The sequence below is a fragment of the Mycolicibacterium grossiae genome, assembly GCF_008329645.1.
GTDB lineage: Bacteria > Actinomycetota > Actinomycetes > Mycobacteriales > Mycobacteriaceae > Mycobacterium > Mycobacterium grossiae.
Genome location: NZ_CP043474.1, coordinates 2,065,364 through 2,085,551, shown reverse-complemented (window position 1 = coordinate 2,085,551; position 20,188 = coordinate 2,065,364). Strand labels below are relative to the sequence as shown.

General features: G+C 69.9%; 20 protein-coding genes. 7 read left to right on the top strand and 13 right to left on the bottom strand.

The features are described from left to right. Nucleotides 1-39 precede the first annotated feature (39 nt). Nucleotides 40-1,173, top strand: coding sequence for an AI-2E family transporter (locus FZ046_RS10050; protein WP_070353555.1), 1,134 nt, complete (start codon nucleotides 40-42; stop codon nucleotides 1,171-1,173). A 36-nt stretch (nucleotides 1,174-1,209) separates the two neighbouring features. After that, nucleotides 1,210-2,646, top strand: coding sequence for a lipase maturation factor family protein (locus FZ046_RS10045; RefSeq protein ID WP_070353554.1), 1,437 nt, complete (start codon nucleotides 1,210-1,212; stop codon nucleotides 2,644-2,646). Between the two features lie 3 nt (nucleotides 2,647-2,649). On the opposite strand, the gene FZ046_RS10040 is transcribed toward FZ046_RS10045, so the two are convergent. Beyond that, nucleotides 2,650-4,212 (bottom strand): Na+/H+ antiporter, encoded by a 1,563-nt coding sequence (locus tag FZ046_RS10040; RefSeq protein ID WP_246182954.1) that lies wholly within the window; start codon nucleotides 4,210-4,212, stop codon nucleotides 2,650-2,652. A gap of 107 nt (nucleotides 4,213-4,319) precedes the next feature. Between FZ046_RS10040 and FZ046_RS10035 the strand changes: the two genes are divergently transcribed. Further along, nucleotides 4,320-4,967, top strand: a complete 648-nt coding sequence (locus tag FZ046_RS10035) for a UdgX family uracil-DNA binding protein (protein ID WP_070353598.1) — start codon at nucleotides 4,320-4,322, stop codon at nucleotides 4,965-4,967. Here the strand turns inward: FZ046_RS10035 and FZ046_RS10030 are convergent. Next, a complete protein-coding gene (locus FZ046_RS10030) occupies nucleotides 4,958-5,791 on the bottom strand; it encodes a helix-turn-helix transcriptional regulator (protein WP_070353553.1) in 834 nt (277 codons plus the stop codon). The genes FZ046_RS10035 and FZ046_RS10030 overlap by 10 nt on opposite strands. 378 nt (nucleotides 5,792-6,169) lie before the next feature. Between FZ046_RS10030 and FZ046_RS10025 the strand changes: the two genes are divergently transcribed. After that, nucleotides 6,170-8,011: a CheR family methyltransferase gene (locus FZ046_RS10025; RefSeq protein ID WP_070353552.1), complete on the top strand. Its 1,842-nt coding sequence runs from the start codon at nucleotides 6,170-6,172 to the stop codon at nucleotides 8,009-8,011. 6 nt (nucleotides 8,012-8,017) lie between these two features. Here FZ046_RS10025 and FZ046_RS10020 read toward each other — a convergent pair whose 3' ends face one another. The 3 genes from FZ046_RS10020 to FZ046_RS10010 all read right to left on the bottom strand — a co-directional run bounded on the left by FZ046_RS10020 (nucleotide 8,018) and on the right by FZ046_RS10010 (nucleotide 9,925). Beyond that, nucleotides 8,018-8,680, bottom strand: a complete 663-nt coding sequence (locus FZ046_RS10020; protein ID WP_070353551.1) for a DUF6766 family protein — start codon at nucleotides 8,678-8,680, stop codon at nucleotides 8,018-8,020. A 68-nt stretch (nucleotides 8,681-8,748) separates the two neighbouring features. After that, complete coding sequence (locus tag FZ046_RS10015; protein WP_070353550.1) at nucleotides 8,749-9,120, bottom strand: STAS domain-containing protein; 372 nt, start codon at nucleotides 9,118-9,120, stop codon at nucleotides 8,749-8,751. Nucleotides 9,121-9,289: 169 nt separating this feature from the next. Further along, nucleotides 9,290-9,925, bottom strand: coding sequence for a Crp/Fnr family transcriptional regulator (locus tag FZ046_RS10010; RefSeq protein ID WP_070353549.1), 636 nt, complete (start codon nucleotides 9,923-9,925; stop codon nucleotides 9,290-9,292). 105 nt (nucleotides 9,926-10,030) lie between these two features. On the opposite strand from FZ046_RS10010, the gene FZ046_RS10005 reads away from it, so the two are divergent. Together FZ046_RS10005 and FZ046_RS10000 are read left to right on the top strand one after the other, a co-directional pair. Continuing rightward, on the top strand, nucleotides 10,031-10,771 hold the full coding sequence (locus tag FZ046_RS10005; RefSeq protein WP_083298264.1) for a beta-phosphoglucomutase family hydrolase: 741 nt from the start codon (nucleotides 10,031-10,033) through the stop codon (nucleotides 10,769-10,771). Further along, the gene (locus tag FZ046_RS10000; RefSeq protein WP_070353547.1) at nucleotides 10,768-13,119 is read left to right on the top strand and encodes a glycoside hydrolase family 65 protein; all 2,352 of its coding nucleotides are present in this window, start codon (nucleotides 10,768-10,770) and stop codon (nucleotides 13,117-13,119) included. Before FZ046_RS10005 ends, FZ046_RS10000 begins: the two co-directional genes overlap by 4 nt. A gap of 89 nt (nucleotides 13,120-13,208) precedes the next feature. On the opposite strand, the gene FZ046_RS09995 is transcribed toward FZ046_RS10000, so the two are convergent. From FZ046_RS09995 to FZ046_RS09975, 5 genes are all read right to left on the bottom strand, one after another. After that, the gene (locus FZ046_RS09995; protein ID WP_070353546.1) at nucleotides 13,209-13,529 is read right to left on the bottom strand and encodes a DUF3618 domain-containing protein; all 321 of its coding nucleotides are present in this window, start codon (nucleotides 13,527-13,529) and stop codon (nucleotides 13,209-13,211) included. Beyond that, nucleotides 13,522-13,959, bottom strand: a complete 438-nt coding sequence (locus FZ046_RS09990) for a phage holin family protein (protein ID WP_083298263.1) — start codon at nucleotides 13,957-13,959, stop codon at nucleotides 13,522-13,524. The genes FZ046_RS09995 and FZ046_RS09990 overlap by 8 nt, the downstream gene beginning before the upstream one ends. 61 nt (nucleotides 13,960-14,020) lie before the next feature. After that, nucleotides 14,021-14,758 (bottom strand): hypothetical protein, encoded by a 738-nt coding sequence (locus tag FZ046_RS09985; protein ID WP_083298262.1) that lies wholly within the window; start codon nucleotides 14,756-14,758, stop codon nucleotides 14,021-14,023. Between the two features lie 10 nt (nucleotides 14,759-14,768). Further along, nucleotides 14,769-15,761 carry a chemotaxis protein CheB gene (locus tag FZ046_RS09980; protein ID WP_070353544.1) on the bottom strand — a complete coding sequence of 331 codons (993 nt, stop codon included), beginning with the start codon at nucleotides 15,759-15,761 and terminating at the stop codon, nucleotides 14,769-14,771. A 54-nt stretch (nucleotides 15,762-15,815) separates the two neighbouring features. Next, a complete protein-coding gene (locus FZ046_RS09975; protein WP_083298274.1) occupies nucleotides 15,816-16,565 on the bottom strand; it encodes a SigB/SigF/SigG family RNA polymerase sigma factor in 750 nt (249 codons plus the stop codon). A 704-nt stretch (nucleotides 16,566-17,269) separates the two neighbouring features. On the opposite strand from FZ046_RS09975, the gene FZ046_RS09970 reads away from it, so the two are divergent. Further along, nucleotides 17,270-17,602, top strand: a complete 333-nt coding sequence (locus FZ046_RS09970; protein WP_070353543.1) for a DUF3140 domain-containing protein — start codon at nucleotides 17,270-17,272, stop codon at nucleotides 17,600-17,602. 44 nt (nucleotides 17,603-17,646) lie between these two features. Here the strand turns inward: FZ046_RS09970 and FZ046_RS09965 are convergent, their stop codons facing one another. The 3 genes from FZ046_RS09965 to FZ046_RS09955 all read right to left on the bottom strand — a co-directional run bounded on the left by FZ046_RS09965 (nucleotide 17,647) and on the right by FZ046_RS09955 (nucleotide 20,185). Then, nucleotides 17,647-18,672, bottom strand: a complete 1,026-nt coding sequence (locus FZ046_RS09965) for a helix-turn-helix transcriptional regulator (RefSeq protein ID WP_149484239.1) — start codon at nucleotides 18,670-18,672, stop codon at nucleotides 17,647-17,649. A 103-nt stretch (nucleotides 18,673-18,775) separates the two neighbouring features. Next, nucleotides 18,776-19,429 (bottom strand): PAS and ANTAR domain-containing protein, encoded by a 654-nt coding sequence (locus FZ046_RS09960; RefSeq protein WP_246182953.1) that lies wholly within the window; start codon nucleotides 19,427-19,429, stop codon nucleotides 18,776-18,778. A gap of 108 nt (nucleotides 19,430-19,537) precedes the next feature. Beyond that, nucleotides 19,538-20,185 (bottom strand): phosphate signaling complex PhoU family protein, encoded by a 648-nt coding sequence (locus FZ046_RS09955; RefSeq protein ID WP_070353540.1) that lies wholly within the window; start codon nucleotides 20,183-20,185, stop codon nucleotides 19,538-19,540. Between the last annotated feature and the right edge of the window lie 3 nt (nucleotides 20,186-20,188).

Here is a 20,188-nt window from a genome sequence, read left to right as displayed (position 1 = left end):
GTACCGGCGACCGGGTAACCACCGGTCTTGCGCACACCGATGAACCACGCCGCGGACGCCGACGGACGGTGGGTCAGCCCACTGGTCCGGGCGTCCGCGGCGTGGTCATGGCGTCTGCTGCTGCTCGCTGCGGCCGGCTGGGTGACCCTCGAACTGCTGCGGTACTTCGCCGTGGTGGTCGTCCCCGTCGCCATCGCCCTCGTCATCACCGCGCTGCTGCTGCCCGCCGTCGACTTCCTCGACCGCTACGGCGCATTGCGTGGCGGTGCGGTCGCCTTCGTCATGGTGCTCGGCCTGGCGGTCCTGGTCGGCGTCATGAGCTTCGTGGTCAACCAGTTCGTCGACGGCGCACCGCAACTCGTCGACGAGGTCACCCGCAGCGTCGATTCCACCCGGGACTGGCTGATCAACGGGCCCGCCGACCTCAGCCGCGATCAGATCAACCGCGCCGGCGACACGATCATCGACTCGCTGCGCGACCACCAGGCGCAGCTGACCTCCGGCGCGCTCTCCACCGCGGGCACCATCGCGGAGATCCTCACCGGTGCGCTGCTGTGCCTGTTCACCGTCATCTTCTTCCTGCTCGGCGGACGCAACATCTGGCAGTTCGTCACCCGACTCATCCCCGGCACCCAGCGTGAGCGGGTTCGCGAGGCCGGTGCCGCGGGCTTCCACTCACTGGCCGGCTACGCCCGCGCGACCACACTGGTGGCCCTCGTCGACGCCGTCGCGATCGGCAGCGGCCTGGCCATCATGGGCATCCCGCTCGCCCTGCCGCTGGCGTCGCTGATCTTCCTCGGCGCCTTCGTCCCCGTGGTCGGCGCGCTGGTCACCGGCTTCCTCGCCGTGGTGGTGGCGCTGCTCGCCAAGGGCGTCGTCTACGCCGCCATCACCCTCGGGCTGATCGTCGCCGTGATGCAGCTCGAGGCCCACATCCTGCAGCCGCTGGTGATGGGCCGCGCCGTGTCACTGCACCCGCTGGCCGTCGTCATCGGCATCACCGGCGGCAGCGTGATCGCCGGCGTCATCGGCGCCCTGCTCGCCGTGCCCGCCATCGCCTTCTTCAACAGCTTCATCCGCGTGCTCGCGGCCGAGGACCCGGACCGGCGCAACGAGGCTCTTCGACACGAGGACGGGCCGCTGGTCGACGCCGACGCCGACGACCCCGACTGACGGTTCGACCGCGCCCGGTGAGGGCACACCGCCTCGATGGAGTGGTTGGCCGCAACGGACTACGGCTGGGCCCGGTTCGTCCTCGAGCGCGGCGTCGCCGCCGTCTACGTCATCGCGTTCCTGTGCGCCGCCCGGCAGTTCCGGGCGCTGCTCGGCAGCCGCGGTCTGACGCCCATCCCGGCGTACCTGGCCCGACGGACGTTCCGCACGACGCCGAGCGTCTTCCACCTCCACTACTCGGACCGCTTCTTCGCCGTCGTCTGCTGGTGTGGGGTCGCGCTGTCGGCGGCGCTGGTCCTCGGTGCGGCCGACGCCGTCCCGCTGCCGGTGGCGATGCTGGCCTGGCTGGTGCTGTGGGCGGGCTACCTGTCGATCGTCAACGTCGGCCAACTGTGGTACTCGTTCGGCTGGGAATCGCTGCTGCTCGAAGTCGGTTCGGCGATGGTGTTCCTCGGCAACGCCGACACCGCACCGCCGCTGCTGGTGCTGTGCGCGTTCTGGTGGCTGCTGTTCCGCGTCGAGTTCGGTGCCGGGCTGATCAAGCTGCGCGGGGACCGCTGCTGGCGCGACCTCACCTGCCTGCACCACCACCACGAGACGCAACCGATGCCCGGGCCGCTCAGCTGGTTCTTCCACCGGCTGCCCGGGCCGCTGCACCGCGTCGAGGTGGCGGGCAACCACGTGGCACAACTCGTCGTGCCGTTCGGCCTGTTCGCGCCGCAGCCGGTGGCGAGCGCCGCCGGGGCCGTCGTCGTCGTGACGCAGCTGTGGCTGGTGGCGTCCGGCAACTTCGCCTGGCTCAACTGGCTGACGATCATCCTGGGACTCAGCGCGATCGACGACGGCACCGTGCACCGCGTCACGGGGCTGAACGCGCCCGCGATCGGCGGGGAGCAGCCGCTGTGGTTCGCGGCGCTGAGCGTCGCGGTCGCGGCGCTGGTGGCGGTCCTCAGCGTGCGGCCCGCCCGTAACCTGCTGTCGCGCCGGCAGCGGATGAACAGCACCTACGACCCGCTGCACCTGGTGAATTCGTACGGCGCCTTCGGCACGGTCGGACGCGAGCGGCACGAGATCGTCTTCGAGGGGAGCCCGGACGACGACGGCGACGACTGGCGTCCGTACGAGTTCCGCGGCAAGCCCGGTGACGTGCGCCGGCTACCGCGCCAGTGCAGTCCGTACCACCTGCGCCTGGACTGGCTGATGTGGTTCGCCGCGATCTCACCGTCGTACGCCCGGCCGTGGATGGGCCGCTTCTGCGCGGCTCTGCTGGCGGGCGACGAGGTCACGCTGAAGCTGTTGCGCGGCAATCCGTTTCCCGGCGCGCCGCCGCGTCGCATCCGGGCGGTGCTGTACCGCTACCGGTTCACGACCGCGCGGGAACTGCGCCGCGACCGCGCCTGGTGGCACCGCGAACCGATCGGGACGTACCTGGCGCCGGTCGGTGCGGCCGACGTCGCCCGCCTCGTCGGCTGACCGCTATTCCGGCAGGGCGCCGCGCGCGTCGAGCCGTCGCAACAAGCCGTCCACGATCGTCGGGTCGACCCCGGATTCGGCACGCGCCGCGACGATCTCCTCGCGCGCGGCGGTCAGCAGCTCGTCCTTGATGCCGTTGGCGGTCCGGGCGTGATCGGCGTTGCGCCGGCTGTCCTCCTCGGTGTCGTGCGGGTCGAAACCGATGCTGTGCCACATCCGTTCGGCGTTGTCCTCGGCGTGGTCGAGGACGTCGGACGGTACCTCGCCGGTCTCGCGCAGGTGCTCGAGTCGACGGGTTCCGGCCTCGCGGGCACGCGTGATCAGCTGCTGTTCGGCGAGATCCCGGTCGTCGTCAGACGCCCGCACGCCCAGGCGGTGCACCAGCAGCGGTAGCGTCAGCCCCTGCACCAGCATCGTCGCCACGATCACCACGAAGGCGATGAAGATCAGCCGGTCGCGCTCCGGAAACGGTTGCGCTCCCGCAGGAAGCGCCAGCACGGCGGCCAACGTCACCACCCCGCGCATGCCCGCCCAGGACGCAACCGTCATCTCACGCCACCCCACCGGCTCGGCGAGGTGCACGCGGCGGCGCAGCAGCCGCTCGTCGACCGCGCCCACCGGAAAGATCCAGGCGAACCGGATCAGCACCACGACCGCCGTCACCGCGAGCGCCTGCCACAGCGCGACGTGCAGCGGTCCGTCGACGGCGGTGGCGACGTTGCGCAGTTCCAGACCCACGAAGGCGAAGGCGGCTCCGGTCAGCAGCAACTCCACCATGTCCCAGGCGGTCCCGGTCACCAGCCGGGTCTGCGCCGACTCGACGTCGCCATAGCGGCTCAACGCCAGCGCGACGGTGACCACCGCCAGCACTCCGCTGCCGTGCGCGGCGTCGGCGATCCAGTACGCCACGAACGGGATGGCGAGCACCAGGGCGCTGCCCGACGGGTGCGGCGGCAGCTTGTCGAGCAGCCAGCGGGCCGCGGCCGCGATGAGCAGTCCCACGCCGATGCCGACCACCACGGCGAGCCCGAGGGCCGTGGCGGCCTTCGAGGGGGAGAACGCGCCGGTCACCGTGGCCGCGATCGTCACCTCGTAGAGGACCAGGGCGGTGGCGTCGTTGCTGAGCCCCTCCCCCTCGAGGATGGTGCGCAGTCGCCGCGGCAGGCGCAGCTTGCGCGCCGCGGCAGTCGCGGCCACCGGATCGGGCGGCGCGACCGCGGCTCCCAGCGCGACACCCGCAACCAGCGGCAACCCGGGCACCAGCGCACTGACGGTGGCACCCACCGCGAAGGCCGTCACCGCCACCAGGGCCACCGCCAGCAGGCCGATCGCGCGGCGGTTGTCGAGGAACTGGCGCCACGACGTACGCCGGCCCGCCGCGAACAGCAGCGGCGGCAGCACCAGGGGCAGGATCCACTCGGGATCCACCGTGGGCACCGACATCCCGGGCACCAGCCCGAGGAGCAGGCCGAAGCCCAGGAGCACGACGGGATAGGGCACGGTGATGCGCTCGGCCAGCGGCGCGAGCAGCACGGTCGCCACGACCAGCAGCAGGACCAGCGTCACCGGTGACTCCTCTCGTCGCGGTCGCTCGATTCGGCAGTCGGTGATTCCCCGCCAGCGCGCACTCGAACCGGGGATTCGGGCAGGGCGCGGCGGGTAATCGGGGAGGCGTGGGTGCAGAGGAGTTCGTCCCGGCGACACGGGACACCGCACGGCTGGCGGAGGCAGCGCGCGCGTGCCGCGGCTGCGACCTTTACCAGGACGCCGACCAGACGGTGTTCGGGGCCGGGCCCGCGGCGGCCCGACTGATGCTCGTCGGCGAACAACCCGGCGACCAAGAGGACCGCAAGGGCGAGCCGTTCGTCGGGCCGGCGGGCCGGGTGCTCGACAAGGCGCTCGACGCGGCGGGCATCGACCGCGAGCCGGTGTACGTCACCAACGCGGTGAAGCACTTCAAGTTCACCCGGGCCGAGCGCGGCAACCGCCGATTGCACAAGACGCCGAGCCGGACCGAGGTGGTGTCCTGCCGGCCCTGGCTCTACGCCGAACTGTCCGCCGTCGGACCGGAGGTGGTGGTGCTGCTCGGTGCGACTGCGGCCAAGTCGTTGCTGGGCAACGACTTCCGCATCACCGCGCACCGCCGAGAGGTCCTCGCCCTGCCGCCCGCGCTGGACGCCCCCGACGTGACGCCAGACCTGGTGGTCACGGTGCACCCCTCGTCCATCCTGCGCGGCCCGCCCGAGCAGCGCGACGAGGCGTTCGACGGGCTGGTCGAGGATCTGCGCTTCGCGTCCGGGCTGCTGGCCGGTCAGGGGTAGCGGCGCAGCGTCTCGTGCGGGCTCTCGCCGAAGACCTGGCGATAGTGGACCGCGAAGCGTCCGGTGTGGGTGAACCGCCACCGTGCCGCGACCGCGCTCACCGTGGTCGACCCGCGGTCGGCCTGCAGCAGGTCGCGGTGTGCGCGCCGCAACCGTACGTCGCGCACGTGTCCCGTCGGCGTCGTTCCCAGGTGCTCGCGGAACAGCACCTGCACGCGCCGAGGCGTCACGAATACGGCTCCTGCGATGTCCTCGACGCCGATGTCGCGGTGGGCATTGCGCTCCACGAAGCGCACGGCTTGCGCCAGCACCGGCGGCAGCGTCGCGCCGGCGCCGTCGAAGCGCACGTCGCGGTCCACCTCGTGCGGGAAGACGGTCAACACGGTCGCGACGACGAGTCGCAAGGCAACCCCGAGCATCTCCGAGCTCGGGTCGGCCGTGCCGAGCACGGTGTGCTCGACGAACGACACGGTTTCCCGCCATGCGCGGCCGAGATCGTCGCTCGCGGGTGCGCTCTGCGTGAAGCGCACGCCGCTTCCGCCGAGGTGCGGGGGAACCGCGGCGTCGAAGCGCTCACCGCGCACAGCGGGGTCGATGGTCACCACCGACGCGGTCGCGTCGGTGACGAGTGCCGTCATCGGCACCGGCCCGGCGGGGGCGAGGACGACGTCACCGGCGGCGAGGTCGCGTGGTTCACCGAATTGGGTCACCGTCGAGTGCCCGTCGAGGAGCCAGACGACGACCGACTTGGCAGGAGGCGCGACGTAGATCTGGGCGGAGCCCGACACCACGATGCGGTGCAGCGCCAGCGCTCCAAAGGACATGCTCGTGTCGGTCAGGACACCGCTACCGGACTCGATCGTGACCGCAGCGCCCAGAATGTCGGCCAGGTGATCGGTGACCCGTCGTGAATCGGTGCCATGGAAGTCGGCTCGCTCGACCCGGAGTGCGTCACGGTGGCGATCTATGACGACACCCCTCGTCCACCGACCAGCAATGACGCTCCTTCCGACACCTGGCGGCCCAGTGAAGATGTGATGTTCTCATGCCGACGGGTACCGGAAAATCCACCAAACGAAGGAATCGGCGATGCCGCGAGCCCGTGGGTTCGGGCCGATCACGCAGCCGACGAGCGGAATGCGGCGGCCACCCCCGACAGAGGGCTATGGTCAACGGGTGGATGGCGGCGTGAACGAGAAGGAATGACCGGACCCGACGAGAACTTCGAAGCCCTTCTGGGCTTCATGCGGGATGCCCGCGGCTTCGACTTCACGGGATACAAGCGCACCTCGTTGATGCGACGGGTGCGCCGCCGCATGGATCACCTCGAGGTACAGACGTTCGAGGAGTACCTCGACGTGCTGCAGGCCAACGCCGACGAGTTCGCCGCGCTGTTCAACACCATCCTGATCAACGTCACGGCCTTCTTCCGCGATCCGGAGGCGTGGGACTTCGTCGCCGAGAACGTGATTCCCGCACTCGTCCGCCAGCAGGTGGGCGACGGCACCATCCGCATCTGGAGCGCGGGGTGCGCGTCCGGGCAGGAGGCGTACACCCTCGCCATGCTGCTGGCCGAGGCCATGCCCCCCGACGAGTTCCGTCGGCGGGTGAAGATCTACGCGACCGACGTCGACGAGGAGGCGCTTGCACACGCGCGCACGGCGTCCTATGACGCGAGAGCGGTGGAGTCGGTGCCGGCGCACCTCCTCGAGCGGTATTTCGACCTCATCGGCTCCAAGTACGTCTTCAACAAGGACCTCCGGCGTGCCGTCATCTTCGGGCGCAACGACCTGGTCCGCGACGCGCCCATCTCTCGAGTGCAACTGCTGGTGTGTCGCAACACGTTGATGTACCTCAATGCCGACACTCAGCGAGCGGTCCTGGGTCGTCTGCACTTCGCCCTGGCACCGACCGGCGTGCTGTTCCTGGGCCACGCGGAGATGTTGCTCAGCCACGCGGACAAATTCACGCCGGTGGACCTCAAGAACCGGCTGTTCGTGCGCGCCGCCGGATCGCACAGCGAACTCGGGCGGGTCACCGAGCTCGCCGACCCGCAGCTCGAACGCCTGGGGAGCCTCGCCGGTCTGGATCCGCTGCGCGATCTGGCCTTCCGCGCCAGTCCGGTGGCGCAATTGGTGGTCACCGGCGACGACACGGTCGCCATGATCAATCAGCAGGCCGAGTCCTTGTTGAACCTCTCGGCCCGCGACATCGGCCGACTGCTCAGAGATCTCGAGATCTCCTACCGGCCCATCGAGTTGCGCGCGTACGTCGAGCAGGCCAAGGTCGAGCGGCGGCCCGCCCGCATCACCGACGTCAGCTGGCAACGCCCGGGTGAGGACCCGGTGTGGTTCGAGCTCCACATCACGCCACTGGTGGGCGCGGACAACGGCCTCGTCGGGGTGTCGATCGCGTACTTCGACGTGTCGGCGAACCGGTCGCTCGTCGACAAGGTGGTGCACACCAACAGCCAACTGGAGGCTGCCTACGAGGAATTGCAGTCCACGAACGAAGAACTCGAGACCACCAACGAGGAACTGCAGTCGACGGTCGAGGAACTCGAGACCACCAACGAGGAGCTGCAGTCCACGAACGAGGAACTCGAGACGATGAACGAGGAGTTGCAGTCCACGAACGACGAACTCCACACCATCAACGATGCGTTGCGCGAGCGCACCGGCGAACTCGCCGACACCACCGACTTCCTCGACTCATTGGTCGACTCCATCCGATTGGGCATGATCGTAGTCGATCGTGAGATGCGGGTGGTGTCCTGGAATCGCGGCAGCGAGGAACTGTGGGGTCTACGTGCCGAGGAGACGACCGGCATTCCTCTGGCCGACCTCGACTTCGGCCTGCCACTCGACGGCATGAAGGCACTGATCGGTAGTGCGTTCGTCGACGGCAATGCGCACGACGAGACCCAGGTGAATGCCGTCAATCGGCGGGGCCGTCACGTCGACGTGAAGATCACCTGCACCTCGTTCCGCTCACGACAGGGCGCGATCACGGGCGCGCTGCTGCTGATGCGGACCGTCGACTAGTTCGCCTCACGCACCCGTCTCGCGGTGGGGCGCAGGCACCGGCTTCGATTCCGCCGATCCGCGCTGCCGCAGGAACACCGACAAGCCGACGATCGCGGCGACCGCGACGAACTCGCTCTGCCAGTTCTGCATCGACTCGAACCAGAACTGCGCGGTCGTGACGTAGCGCCACACCGAGATCGGCGCTTGGCCGTGCATCGCCTGCTCGTCGTTGAAGGCCCGGACGCCGCCGAGGGCATGTAGCGCCCAGGACGTGAAGAACAGCAAGAAGAAGGCGATCGCCAACGAGTTCTGGTACAGCCACAGCACCACGCCGCCCCGCCGGACCGGCCACGGGGTTCCTGGAATCAGCGGCGTGACGAAGGGATCAGCGTCCTGCTCGGCGGGACGCTCGGTGGGCTTGGACTCCGCCGAGCCGCGCTGGTAGAGGAACGCCGTCAACACGACGTACATGCCCATCTGCAAGAACTCGGATTCCCAGTTCTCGAAGGTGGCCTCGACGAAGTCGCCCGTGCCGAGATAGCTCCACACCGACACGGTCTGGGCGTCCCCGTGCTCCTTCTGCTCGTCGTTGTACGTCGCCGTGCCCGAGACGACCATTCCGGCGAAGAACGTCACGAACAGGCCGAGGCACGCCAACAGCAGGCCGTTGTTCCGCAACCACCGCATCCGTCATCTCCTGTTCGGGGATGACGATGGTATGCCGCGCACGCCCCGTCCGGAACGTGCCCGCCGGCTCAGCGCGACGCGGCAGTCAATGCCTCACCCAGGGTCGCGTAGAGCGGCACGATCTCGTCGACGCCGGTGATGGTGATGGGCCGCGCGGTCACCGGGCCGTCGGCGACCACCACGACGTGGGTGGCGGGGTGGGCCGAGGACTGCGCCTCGATCAGCAGGCTGAGCCCGACCGACGCCAGGAAGCGCACCCTGGTGAGGTCGAAGACGAGCGTCGGCGGTCGATCGTCCAGCGCGGTCACGATCGCCCGGGAAAGCGTCGGCGCCGAGGCCAGATCGATGTCGCCGCTGACGTGGAGGACGAGCGCGTCGTCGTGCTGGGTGGTGACGACGTCGAGCAGCGGTTCGGGCCGTGTCGTGCGAGGAGCGTTCACGCCGTGCCTTCCCTTCCGGTGGAACCGGAATGCATCGAGCAGGCGGCGACGGTCACCGCCAGGTGTGGACGTGCCCTGGTACGGGCGTGCCCTGGTGTGGACGTGTCCTAGGAGGACGTGGCCGACACCCGAAACCGAATGCGCCCGGGGGTGTGTTCTGAACCACAGCTCAGTGCGCGCGGCCGCTGCCGATGCGACGGCCTCCGTCGACGCACCGCACCAGCGGCTGCCGGTCGACGATCAGGACGGCGTTCGGCTCGACGCGAATCCAGCCGGAATCGCAGAACTCCGACAGCGCCCGGTTCACGCATTCCCGCGAGGTCCCGGTGAGCTGCGCGAGCTGCTCCTGGTTGAGGTCCAGCGCGACGCGGACCGCGCCGTCGTGCTGCACCCCGAACTGCTGAGCGAGCCGCAGCAGCTGCTTGGCCACCCGGCTCGACACCGTCGCCGACATCAGGTCGGTGATGTCGTCGGACGCTCGGCGGATGCGCCGCGCCAGCACGCGCAGCAGGTGCTCGGCCGCCGTCGGATCGGTGGCGAACAGCTCGTCGAGCCCGGCACGGTCCCAGGCCAGCGCACGGACGTCGGTCATCGCGACGGCCATCTCGGTGCGCGGGCTGGTGTCGAACATCGCGACCTCCCCGAACACCTCGCCGGGACCGACGACGGTGTAGAGGCAGGTGCGCCCGGTGTCGTCGTGCCGGCCGAGGCGGACCTTGCCCGAGGTCGTGAGGTAGAGGCAGTCCGGCGGGTCCGCCTGGGCGAAGATCACGTCGCCGCTGCGGAACGTCAGCTCACTCGGCACGAATACCTCCCGCGCGTCCGGTCGATGCCTGCCAGTACCCACTCCTAGCGGCGTGACACACCGGACCGTCGCGGCGCGCACGGGGAAAGTGGGTACAGAGCCCGGGTGAGCTTCGGACTCCCCGATCGTGTGCGCGCCTGCCTGTTCGACCTGGACGGAGTGCTGACCGACACGGCCAGCGTTCACCGCAAGGCGTGGAAGGCGATGTTCGACGACTTCCTGCGCCAACGCGCGCACGGCGGCGACTTCACGCCGTTCGACGTCGACGCCGACTACCTCACCTACGTCGACGGCAAGACCCGCGAGGACGGGGTGCGCTCCTTCCTCGCCTCGCGCGGGATCACGTTGCCCGAGGGCAGCCCCGACGACGACGCATCCGCCGAAACGGTCTTCGGGCTCGGCAACCGCAAGAACGCGGCCTTCCAGAAGACCATGCACGCCGACGGCATCGAGGTCTTCGCGGGCTCGCGGGACTACATGCGCGCGGTGAAGGAGGGCGGCCTGGCCGTCGCGGTCGTGTCGTCCTCGGCCAATACCCGCGAGGTGCTCGCACTGACCGGGCTCGACCAGTACGTCGACGCCCGCGTCGACGGGGTGACGCTGCGCGAGGAGCACATCAAGGGCAAGCCCGCACCGGACAGCTTCCTCGCCGGGGCAGCCCGCCTCGGCGTCGACGCGTCCGCGGCGGCCGTCTTCGAGGACGCGCTCTCCGGCGTGGCGGCCGGCCGGGCCGGCCACTTCGGCATCGTCATCGGCGTCGACCGCGTCGGCCACGCCGACGCGCTGCGCCAGCACGGGGCCGACGTCGTCGTCACCGACCTCGCCGACCTGCTGGACGCCCGATGATCCACGAGGGCGCGTTCACCGTCGAACCGTGGACCATCCGCGAGACCACCCTGGACCTCGGCATCCTGGCCCAGACCGAGTCGGTCTTCACGTTGTCGAACGGCCACATCGGGCTGCGCGGCAACCTCGACGAGGGCGAGCCGCACGGGCTGCCCGGCACCTACCTCAACTCGTTCTTCGAGATCCGTCCGCTGCCGTACGCAGAGGCGGGCTTCGGCTACCCCGAGGAGGGGCAGACCGTCGTCGACGTCACCAACGGCAAGCTCATCCGGCTGCTCGTCGACGACGAACCGTTCGACGTCCGCTACGGCGAACTGCAGCACCACGAACGCGTCCTGGACATGCGGGCCGGCACGCTGACCCGCGAGGTGCGCTGGTGCTCGCCGGCCGGCAAGCGGGTGGCGATCACGTCGACGCGGCTGGTGTCCCTGGAGCAGCGCGGCGTCGCGGCCATCGAGTACTGCGTCGAGGCGATCGACGAGTTCACGCGCGTCACCGTGCAGTCCGAGCTGGTCGCCAATGAAGATCAGCCGGAGACGTCGAACGATCCGCGCGCCTCGGCGATCCTCAAGACGCCGCTACGGGCGGTGTCGCACGAGCGCGAGCAGGACGGCGCGATCCTCATCCACGAGACGCGCTACTCCGAGCTGATGATGGCCGCGGCGATGGACCACGACGTCGACGTGCCCGGCCGCGTCGAGGTCGCCACGGACGCCCGCGACGACCTGGCGCGCACCACGGTGATCTGCGGGCTGAGGCCGGGCCAGAAGCTGCGCATCGTCAAGTACCTCGCCTACGGATGGTCGAGCCTGCGCTCGCGACCCGCGCTGCGGGACCAGACCGCCGCCGCGCTCGCGGGCGCCCGCTACGTCGGCTGGCAGGGCCTGCTCGACGCGCAGCGGGCGTACCTCGACGACTTCTGGGACCGCGCCGACGTGGAGGTCGAAGGCGACGCCGACATCCAACAGGCGGTGCGGTTCGGGCTGTTCCACGTGCTGCAGGCCAGCGCGCGCGCCGAGCGCCGGGCGATCGCCGGCAAGGGCCTCACCGGCACCGGATACGACGGGCACGCGTTCTGGGACACCGAGGGCTACGTGCTGCCCGTGCTGACCTACACGGTGCCCCGGGCGGCGGCCGACGCGCTGCGCTGGCGGGCGTCGACGCTCGACCTTGCGCGCGACCGCGCCAAGGAACTCGACCTCGACGGGGCGGCATTCCCGTGGCGCACGATCCGCGGTCAGGAGTGCTCGGCCTACTGGCCGGCCGGCACCGCGGCATGGCACGTCAACGCCGACATCGCCGCCGCGTTCGAGCGCTACCGCCTGGTGACCGGCGACGCCGACCTGGAGGCTGACTGCGGCATCGAGGTTCTGGTGGAGACGGCGCGGCTGTGGCGGTCGCTCGGGCACCACGACCGGCACGGCGTCTGGCATCTCGACGGCGTCACCGGGCCCGACGAATACACCGCCGTCGTCCGGGACAACGTGTTCACCAATCTCATGGCGGCGCACAACCTTCGGGTTGCCGCCGCGGCGTGCGTGCGGCATCCGGACCGCGCCCGTGAACTCGGCGTCACCACCGAGGAGATGGCGGCGTGGCGCGACGCCGCCGAGGCCGCGCACCTGCCGTACGACGACGGCCTGGGCGTCCACGAGCAGTGCGAGGGTTTCACGACGCTGCGCGAGTGGGACTTCGACGACAACACGCAGTACCCGCTGCTGCTGCACGAGCCCTATGTCCGGCTCTATCCCGCGCAGGTGATCAAGCAGGCGGACCTGGTGCTGGCGATGCACTGGCAGGGGCATGCATTCAGCAAGGAGCAGAAGGCCCGCAACGTCGACTACTACGAGCCACGGATGGTGCGTGATTCGTCTTTGTCGGCGTGCACCCAGGCCGTCTTGTGCGCGGAGGTAGGCCACCTCGAGCTTGCGCACGACTACACCTACGAGGCGGCGCTCATCGATCTACGCGACCTGCACCACAACACCCGCGACGGACTGCACATGGCGTCGCTCGCGGGGGCGTGGACGGCGCTGGTCGCGGGCTTCGGCGGGCTGCGCGACGACGAGCACGTGGTCGCCCTGGACCCGGCACTTCCCGACGGACTGGCACGGCTGCGATTCCGATTGTGCTGGAAGGGGTTCCGCGTGACGGTCGACGTGACGCACGACGACATCACCTACACGCTGCGCGACGGTCCCGACGGCGAGCTGACCATCCAGCACGCCGGCGAGGAGTTACACCTGACCACCCACGGGCCGACCACGGTGCCGATGGTTCCGCGCACGCCGCTGCTCGGCACCCCGCGCCAGCCAGTCGGCCGCATCCCCCTCGGCCGCCAGCGGTAGGACCATCCGGCGCCGAGTGTGGGGGTTGGGTACGCGAAACCGGCCCTTGGCGTGCACGCGGCCCGCGGTCGACGCCGAAGGGCGCCTGTCTACGCGTTGCGGCGGCGGAGCCAGACGACCAGCCCGACGACGGCAGCGATGGCGACGACGGCGCCGATGCTCGCCCCGCGGTTCTGGGTGACCGTCTCGGTGGCCTGGTGCGTGGTGCGGACCACCGTCTCCTTGGTGTCCTGCACCGACTCGGCGACCCGTTCACGGGTCTCGGCGACCTTGTCCTGCGCCCTACCCTTCACGTCCGCCTTGTCGGCGAGCGCGCTCACGGTGTCGGCGAGTTCGGCCCGGGTGGCCTCGATGTCGGCCTGGATGTCGTCGATGCTGGCGTCGGGGCCGGGTTCACGTTCGTCAGGCACGGCGGGCCTCCTTGACCTCGCGGATGTCGTCGCGCACCGTGTCGACGGTCTTCGGCGCGACGGGAGCGACCTCGGCCACCTGCTTGCGGCCGAGTAGACCGGCGATCGCGGCGCCGACGAACAGCACGGCTGCCACGATCAGCGCCGCGGCCCACACCGGCAGGACCAGTGCGAGCGCCGCGACGATCGCAGCCAGCAGCACGCCGAAGCCGAACAGCGCCAGCACGCCGGCGGCGCCACCGAGCCCGGCACCGACCGCGGCATGCGTGATTGAGTGCTGCAACTCCTTCTGCCCCAACTTCATCTCGTCGCGCACCAGCCGCGACGTCTGCTCGGACAGTCGGCCCAGCAGTTCGCCTACCGTCGGTTCGGGGGCGTTCGGCGCGCCGGGGGCGCCGGACCTGGCCTCGGATGCCGTGCTCATCGCCATACCTCCTCGGAAGCTGAGGAGTCGATACCCGACGGGCCGGGGACGAAACGCTCCCGGGGGGTCAGATCCGACTGCGCGGGGTCAGCACCGCCCAGACCACCTTGCCGTCGGCAGTGGGCGAATTACCCCATGCGGCACACAGCGCGCTGACCATCACGAGGTCGGTCATGACACCGTGGGCCTCGGCCCGCTCGGGCATCTCGGCCAGAGCTGCACTGCCGTCCGCGACGGCGACCGTCACCTTGTCGCCGTCCGACTCGAGCCGCACGTCCGGTTCGCTGTCCGTGTGCACGAGCACGTTCTCCACCAGGACGGTGGCCACCACGCACGCCGCCGGAATCATGTCGTCCGCACCCCAGTCGTGCAGCACGTCCACCACGAAGCGCCGTGCCGCCGCCACCGACGACCGATGGGCAGGCCAGCGTTGTCGTGCGCGCTGCCTGACATCGCGTTCCCTATCGACCGTCAGGGCGGCGGACGCTGCCTCCGATGATCCGTAGATGGGGAGATAACGTCCGATTCCGTTGCGGCGCAACGTTCTCCTGCCACTGGCGTAGGTGCATACCAGACCCATCGGGACGTGGGGCCACCGAACCACCAGCCAACGGGCACTGGTGAACGCCGACCACGCCGACGGCAGGGGCGCCTGCAGGTTCGTGACGTCGAGGACCAGGACGTGCGGTTCATCGATGGCCGCCTTGACCACGGCGTCGCGCACCTCCCGGTAAGTCCTGCCGTCGAGCGTGCCATCGAACGTCAACTCCACGCAGGCCTCGCGGCGGTTGACTTCGACCGTCACGAGGGAATGGTCACTCACCGTCCATCTCCTCGCGAGCCCGATCTAGGCGCGCCCGAAGCACTTCCACGGCTGCATCGCCCTCGTCGGCGATCTCGGCGTAGCGACGTTGCAGCATGCCGGGGCTCACCGTCCCGGCGAGGTGGCGGGCGAGGCGGGCCTTCTCCTCCAAGCTGCGCACCGCCATGCTCAAGGCGTTCTCCGATTCGGAGTCCCAGGCGTCGAAGAGCGCGTTTGGCGTCCACGCGTGCCCGACACGGCACCGGTAGTTGCCCGGTCCCACCTCCACGAGGCCGCCATTGCAATCCGGGCAGGAGTAACCCGAGGGCGGACCGAGTTGCGTTGCACCAGAGCTGGCATAGGGAGATCCCATGGCGATTCGTTGCTCCATCTCCAGCGACGGGTCGGGCGGCAGGTCGGTGACCGCGCCGAGCGGCCAGGGGCGGTTCGAGAGCATCGCACCCATTTCGGCCGCCTTGAGGGTGTGGTCGACCGGCACCGCCGCGAGCGCGTTGAGCGGCATGTCCGAATAGAGCGCCTCGTCGGGGTCTTGGACGACGGTCAGGCCCCCGCGGTCGTGGACGGCGCCCAGCCCCGAGACGCCGTCGTCGAGGACACCCGACAACACGATGCCGACCCCGCGCGGACCATGGTGCAACGCGACGGACCGGAACAGCGGATTGATCGCGGGGCGGTGTCGACCCTCGGACGGGCCGCGGGACAACACCACCCGACGGTCGTCGACCATGATGTGTCGGTCGGGCACCGCTACGTACACGCGCCCCGGCCGTAGGGGCTCGCCGTGGTGCGCGGTGGCGGCGCTCAATGGCCCACAGCGGTCCAGGATGCGGCCGAGTACGCCGGGCGATCCTGGCGCGGTGTGCAGCGCGACGAGAACTGCGTATCCGAAGCCCTCGGGCAGGCCGGCAACGAAGTCCTTGAGCGCCTCGACTCCTCCGGCAGACGCACCGACGGCAACGACGCCGCGAAGGGCGGGATCGGACATGGTGGGAACCTACCCGCCCGCGAGCCCGTCAACCCGTCGGCGCCGCAGTGCGACTCACCCGGCGCGGGACAGCGGCGCCGGCGAGTCGCTCATCGCGTCGCGCAGCGTGGTCAGCGCCTGGGCGAGCAACCGCGACACATGCATCTGCGACACGCCGACTCGTGCGGCGATCTCACTCTGGGTGAGCGACTCGAAGAACCGCATCTTGAGGATCTGTTGCTCCCGGCGCGACAGGAGTGCGAGGTGGGTGCGCAGGTCCTCGCGGTCCTCGATGAACCGGATGTTGGGATCGAGCGCGCCGAGCCGGTCCACCATCGCGTGCCCGTCGTCCCCGTCGCCGATCACGGCGTCGATGGAACGCGTCGAGTAGGACTCGCCGGCGAGCATCCCCTCGACGAGGTCCTCGCGATCGATGCCCATCTCGGCGGCGACTTCGCTCGGCGTCGGCGCGCGGCCCAGGCGCTGCGTGAGTTCGGCTGTCGCCGGGGCGATCCGCGGGTAGACGTCCTTCAGGCGGCGCGGCACCTTGACCGCCCAGCCACAGTCCCGGAAGTACCGCTTCACCTCGCCCATCACCGTCGGCACGGCGTAGGCCAGGAAGTCGCCGGCGTCGGGATCGTAGCGGTTGACGGCGTTCAGCAGGCCGACGCGCGCGACCTGCACCAGGTCCTCGTAGGACTCATTGCTGCGCGTGTAGCGGCGTGCGACGTGGTCTGCCAATGGCAGTGCCGAACCGATGATCTCGTCGCGCAGCCGCCGATGCTCGACGGATTCGACCGGCAGCGTCCGCAATTCGCGGAACATCGTCTGCACGCGGGCGTAGCGGTGCTCGTCGTCGTGGGCGGGGCCGCGGCTGGCGGCGCGGCCGACGGCGGGAGAAGCGGCGGTGCGATCGGTGGTCAACGTCCTCGACCTCCAGGAGCAGACGATGCGTCACCCCGCGAGGCTGGAGGGCCACGATCATTGTGCTCCGGATGCATCAAGATCGGAACGGGCGCTCCCCGACGCGTCAACCGGCAGCCCGGCTAAGCACCCCGTACAACAGCCGCTTCCCGGGGACGGGCTCTTCGACGCCCGCGCGATCTGTTCGTGCAGCGGCCAACCGTCCGGCATGCACTCTTCGCGAAATGGCTTCGCGTTCCTGCCCGCAGACGGGTTCGCGCCGCTACGGCGTCGGGCTCGGGGACGACGAACTCGAGGTCTCACTGGTATTGGAATAGGTGGGGGCGGAGTCCTCGCCGTTGCATGCCGCAAGGATCGGTGTGAGCGCGAGCAACGCGGCGAACCCGGCTCCCGTTGCGGCGTTCCTCCAGTGCGTGACGGCCATGGTCGCCCCTTTCGTCGTCGTCGGCGCGCAGGGGCGGCCGACACGTGTGGCCGTTACCCGGGCGCCCCGTTGCGAAACGCCACCGCCGCGGACGTCCCCGCGACGTCACAATCGTTTGTCGCCCCGCCGACCGGGAAATCACGCACCCAACCGACGAGAGCCACCGACGAGAGCCGAGGACATGAGCGACGACGACGACACCACGTACGACGAATTCAAGGAAGCCGTGAACATGACGGCCAAGCAGCTCGAGACGTTCCTGGACACCGATGAATCGAAGAAGGTCGGGCAGAAGTCCGGCGACTCCGAGTCCACCGGCCACGCCAGCGGACGGCACATCGTGAAGATCCTGGAGAAGAAGAAGGGCGACCTGTCCTCGGACGACTACGCGCACATGCGCAAGGTCGTCGGCTACGTCAAGCGCCACCAGGCGCAGAAGCCGTCCGGCGACGTCGAGGACACGCCATGGCGGTACTCACTGATGAACTGGGGCCACGATCCCCTGAAGAAGTGATCCCCTGAAGAGATGACGATCCCCGGACGCAGTGACGCTGCGGCTCACTGCCGCAGCGTGACGTGCGGGCTCTGCCCGTAAGCCTCGCGGTACAGCACCGCGAATCGGCCGGTGTGCGCGAATCCCCACCGCGCGGCGATGGACGTGACGGTGGCCGCGCTGCGATCGGCGCGCAGCAGGTCGTCGTGCGCCCGCGACAGACGCACCGTCCGTAGGTAGGCCATCGGCGTGGTATCGAGGTGGCGCCGGAAGACGTACTGCAGCGCCCGCGGCGTCACGCACACGGCCGCGGCGACGTCGGAGATTCCGATGTCGGTGCCGGCGTGCTCGTGGATGTAATCGATGGCGCGCCGCACGTGCACCGGCTGGCGGTGTTGCCCGCGGTCGCGATGGGGTTCGCCGTCGGTCACGGTGTTCGGGAACGCGGCCAGCGTAGTGGCCGCCAGCAACCGCGCCGCGGCCGAGAGGACCAGCGGTGTCGCGACGTCGGCGCTGCCGAGCACGGTCTGCTCGACGTAGCGGCGCGCCTTGAGCAGTGCCTCGGCAGCCGCCTGGCTCCGCGGCCTTACGTCGGTGAACTGCACACCCGAACCCTCGGGCTTGCCGGCGGCCTCGCGCGCGACGCGGTCGACGAGGTCGTGGCCGAGGACCACCGTCTTGAGGGTGGCCTCGCGGCTGCGGAGTTCCACGGGTCCACGTCCCGCTGCGGCCAGCACCAAGGTGCCCGGGCCGGCATCGGCCGCGCGATCGCGGATGCAGCTGTGGACGGCGCCGTCGACGGGTGCGAGCACCACTATGACCGGGACGTCGTCGGCCCGCGCGGCGGCGTGACCGCCGTGCCGGACGTCCTCGAGCGCGAAGGCGCCCGCGTCGATGCGCCGGTGCGCCACCGATGGCCGCTCCCGAGGCCCGTGCGACGGGCGGTCGAGGAGTTCGATGGCGAGGTCGGTGTCGTACAACCGGCCGAGATGACGACGGATCTCGTCCACGTCGTCGTGCGCGAAGTCTCGTCGACGAAGCCGTCCGGCCTCGCGCTGAAGGGTGGCGTGATCGAGTCGAGCGCTGTGCATGAGGGGCTCCCCGCGTGCAGCATTCGAGCTGACGTCTGAACTCGCTGTCGACGTAGGCTACCCGACTCCCCGACTTCGCAAACTGTCCTGCCCGGGCCGTCGGTCAGGACCCGGTCCGTTCGGCGTCGTCGTGCGCGGTCAGCAGGACGTGGTCGATCTGTCCGCGCACCGTCGGATCGAACGGATGACCCGAGAGCCGTTCAACGAAGTTCTCCGCGATCTGCCGCAGCTTCACGTTGGCATCCTGGGACCGCCAGACGAGGACCTCGAAGGCGCGTTCTGCCGAGACGCCATAGGTCATGCGGATGATGCCGATGGCCTGATTGATGACGGCGCGGCGTTGCTCGACCTCGGCGACGACGCGACTGACCGACCGCTGCATGTCGGCTTCGAACGACTCGGTGACGTCGATGTAGAAACCGGACGTACCGATGACCTCACCCGAGGAGTTGCGCAGTTCGTCGCCCACGACCACGACGACGTGCTCACCGCCCGAGGCATCGATGATGCGATGCCTGCTGCTGAAGGCCGCCCCCTCCCGCAGCACCCTGGTGATGATCTCCGAGACCGCGGCCTTGTCGTCGGGGTGCTTGTGCGACAGGATCAGCTCCGTCGTCGGCATCACCGTGCCCGGCTCGTAGCCGTGCATGCGGGCCACCGCGTCCGACCACTCCCAGGTGCCTTCGGCGAGCAGGTAGCGGAAGCTGCCCACCCACTCGAAGCCCTCCGCCGGCTCGGGGGTTGACGCGACGACCACAGCAGGAACATCTATCACACCGGCACGCCCGGCGCGGCGAGTCGGCAGCGGATCATCCGCCTCGCGAAGTCCAGTCCCGCAGGCGAATACGTCGTCGGTGAACGACGGTCAGATGCCCGCCGTCACGCCGGCGGCCTGGAATCGCACCCGCCGGGCGATCTCGGCCGCGTGGTCGGCGAAGCGGCCGTAGAACCGGCCCAGCAGCACGACGTCACTGGCGACGGCGCACCCGTGCGGCCAGGATGCACCGACCACCCTGCGGTGGAGGTCGGCATGCATCTCCTCCACGGCGTCATCGCGCTCGCGGATGTCCCCGGCGAGGTCGAGGTGACCGGTGCGCACCGCGTCGACGCAGCGGTCGGCCGACTCGATCGCCATGTCGGCCATCCGCCCGAACGTGTCGATCAGGTCGTCGGGCAGGACGCGGCCGGGATGACGGGCAACGGCCATGCGGGCCACCAGGGCGGCGAGACCACCCATGCGGTCGGCGTCGGCGGCGATCCGGATGGCCGACACCACCGTGCGGAGGTCACCGGCGACCGGTGCCTGTCGGGCGAGGATGACGACCGTCCGCCGTTCGACGGTGCCCTGAAGCAGCCGCAACCGCTCGACGTCGTCGAACACCAGCCCGGCAGCTTCCTGATCACCGTCCAGCAGCGCGGCGGTCGCGTGCCGCAGGGCAGTCCCTGCCAGCGTGCACATCCTCGCCAGGTCGTCGCGCAGCGTGTCGAGCTGCTGGTGGAAGTCGTCGCGCATGAC